The sequence below is a fragment of the Streptomyces sp. NPDC060194 genome (assembly GCF_042728285.1).
Lineage (GTDB): Bacteria > Actinomycetota > Actinomycetes > Streptomycetales > Streptomycetaceae > Streptomyces.
This window is the reverse complement of the sequence record NZ_JBHWZH010000271.1, coordinates 1-3268: the sequence shown is the minus strand read 5'-3', so window position 1 is coordinate 3268 and position 3268 is coordinate 1. Positions and strand designations below refer to the sequence as shown.

Annotated in this window: 1 protein-coding gene; it reads right to left on the bottom strand. The window is 76.4% G+C overall.

Annotation, left to right across the window (positions count from 1 at the left end):
* On the bottom strand, positions 1 to 3268 hold a 3268-nt coding region (locus tag ACFWEG_RS28735), incomplete at both ends, for an Rne/Rng family ribonuclease (RefSeq protein WP_387220968.1).

The following is a 3268-nucleotide window of genomic DNA, read 5'->3' as shown; positions in this document are numbered from 1 at the left end:
GCTCCCCGGCCGGCGCCGACGCCTTGCGGGTCGCCCGGCGGCGACCCCGGCCCCGGACCGACGCCGCGGCCTCGGCGATGCTGCTGAACAGCTCCTCGTCGGCGGAGAAGTCCGGCGAGGGCAGCGCGACCGGAGCCGCTGCCTCGGCCGCCACCTCGGCCTCGGTCTCGGTCTCGACCTCGTCGACCGCCTCGGCGACCTCCGTCGCCGCGACCGCCGGCTCGACGACCTCGTGCTCGTGGTCGTGGCCCTCGCCGTTGCCGCCCTTGCCGCGCTTCTTGCCGCGCTTGCCGCCGCCACCGGAGGCCGTCGGCTGCTCCATGTGGACGATGACGCCGCGCCCGTTGCAGTGCACGCAGGTCTCGGAGAACGACTCCAGCAGGCCCTGGCCGACCCGCTTGCGGGTCATCTGCACCAGGCCCAGCGAGGTCACCTCGGCCACCTGGTGCTTGGTCCGGTCCCGGCCCAGGCACTCCAGGAGCCGACGCAGGACCAGGTCGCGGTTGGACTCCAGGACCATGTCGATGAAGTCGATGACCACGATCCCGCCGAGGTCGCGCAGCCGCAGCTGGCGCACGATCTCCTCGGCCGCCTCCAGGTTGTTCCTGGTGACGGTCTCCTCCAGGTTGCCGCCCTGGCCGGTGAACTTGCCGGTGTTGACGTCGACGACGATCATCGCCTCGGTCTTGTCGATGACCAGCGAACCGCCCGACGGCAGGTAGACCTTGCGGTCCAGCGCCTTCATCAGCTGCTCGTCGATCCGGTACGTCGCGAAGACGTCCACCTCGCTGGTCCAGCGCGACAGCCGGTCGGCGAGGTCGGGGGCGACGTGGCTGACGTAGCCGTGGATGGTGCTCCACGCCTCGTCGCCGCTGACGATGACCTTCGAGAAGTCCTCGTTGAAGATGTCGCGGACGACCCGGACGGTCATGTCCGGCTCGCCGTAGAGCAGCGTCGGCTGGTTGGACGCGCCGCCGCTCTTCGCCTTCTTCTGGATGTCCTCCCACTGCTGCTGGAGGCGCTCGACGTCGCGGCGCAGCTCGTCCTCGCTGGCGCCCTCGGCGGCCGTGCGGACGATGACGCCGGCGTCCTCGGGGACGATCTTCTTGAGGATCGTCTTCAGCCGGGCCCGCTCGGTGTCGGGCAGCTTGCGGCTGATGCCGGTCATCGAGCCCTCGGGCACGTAGACCAGGTACCGGCCGGGCAGCGAGACCTGGCTGGTCAGGCGGGCGCCCTTGTGGCCGATCGGGTCCTTGGTGACCTGCACCAGGACCGACTGGCCGGACTTCAGCGCGGTCTCGATCCGGCGCGGCCCGTGGGCCATGCCGAGCGCCTCGAAGTTGACCTCGCCGGCGTAGAGGACCGCGTTGCGGCCCTTGCCGATGTCGATGAAGGCGGCCTCCATGGACGGCAGCACGTTCTGGACCTTGCCCAGGTAGACGTTGCCGACGTAGGAGGTGGCCTCCTCCTTGTTGACGTAGTGCTCGACGAGGACGTCGTCCTCGAGGACGCCGATCTGGGTGCGCTCGCCGCTCTGGCGGACGACCATCACCCGGTCGACGGCCTCGCGGCGGGCGAGGAACTCGGCCTCGGTGATGATCGGCACCCGGCGGCGGCCCTGCTCGCGGCCCTCGCGGCGGCGCTGCTTCTTGGCCTCCATACGGGTCGAGCCCTTGATGGAGGTGACCTCGTCGAAGCCGGAGCCCTGCTCGTCGCGGCCGAGCGGCACCTCGCGCCGGCGCGGCTCGCGGACCTTGACGACGGTGCGCTCGGGGTCGTCGGACCCGGCGGGCGAGTCGTCGCCGCCGGAGTCACCGCTGCGGCGGCGACGGCGGCGACGGCGACGGCTGCTGCTGGAGCCGGAGCCGCGCTCGCCGCCGTCCTCGCGGTCGTCCGCGGCCTCGTCGTCGTCCTCGTCAGCGCTCTCGACGGCGCCGGACTCCGCGTCCGCCTCGGCGGACCTGCGGGCGGGCTCCTTGGGCTTCGGCGCCTCGGCGGCCTTGGCCGCGGCGGGCTCGACGGCCTCGTCGCTCTTCGTGTCCTCGGCGGCCGGGGACTCGTCGTCGCCGCCCTCGGTCTCGTTCTCCGGGGCGTCACCGCGACGGCGGCGGCGTCCGCCGCGACGGCGGCGGCGCGAGGGGCGGTCGCCGGACTCGTCGAAGGAGTCGTCGCCCTCGGGCTCGGCGACGGCCTCGTCCTCGGGCTCGACGGCGGGGGCCGCGGCGGGCGCGGGGACCTGCGCGGCAGCGGCGGCGGCCGACTCCGGGGTCTGGAACATCGGCTCGGAGAACACCGGCGCCCGGAACACGGCCACGGCGGGCCGGCGGCGCGAGCCGCCGTCCTCCTCCGCGGCGCGCGCGGCGTCCCGCTCCGGCGCCTCGGCGCTGAACGTGGCCTTGCGCACGGCGCGGCGGTTGCGGCGGCCGCGCGGGGCGTCGACGGCGTCGGCGACGGTCACGGCGGGCGTGGCGGCGGGCGTCTCGGCGGGGGCCTGCGCGGGGGTCTCGTCCTGAGCGGGGGCCGCGGCGGGCTCCGCGGTCTGCGCGTCCTGCGGGGAACCGGCCGGCGCGCTGGCCCGGCGGGTCGCCCGGCGGCGGGTGCGCGGCGCGGGCGCCTCCTCGGCGACGACCTCCTCGGCGACCGGCGCGACGAGCGCGGCCGGTACCTCCTCCTCGACCTCGTCCTCCTCCGCGGCGGGCGCGGTCTCGGCGGCGGGCGCGGGCGTCTCGACGGCCTGCGCCGCCTGCGGGGACCCGGCCGGGGAGGTGGCCTTGCGGACCGCCCGGCGGCGGGTGCGGCCTCGCGGCGCCTCGTCCTCGGCGGCGGGCGCGGCCTCGACGGCCGGCCCCGAGTCGACGGCGGGCGCGGCCTCGACGGCAGCGGTCACGGGCTCCGCGACGGCGGTCTCGGCGACCTCGGGGGCCACCGGCGCGTCGGCGACCTCCACGGCCTCCGCCGCCCTCGGGGCTCCGGCCGGCGCGGTCGCCTTGCGGGTCGCGCGGCGGCGCGGGGTGCGGGCGGCGGGCGCGGGGGCTTCCTCGGCGGGCGCGGCGGGCGCGGCCTCGACCGTGTCCGCGGCGGCCACCGCTTCGGCGATCTCGCCGGCCTCGGGGGCGCCGCTCGGCTCACCGGCGGGGGCGGCGGGCGCGGTCGCCTTGCGGGTGGCACGGCGGCGCGGGGTGCGCGGCGCGGCGGCCGAGGCCGGGGCGAGCTCCTCGGCGGCCGGGGTGGTGTCGGCGGACAGTCGCAGGATGCGGCCGCTGCGGGG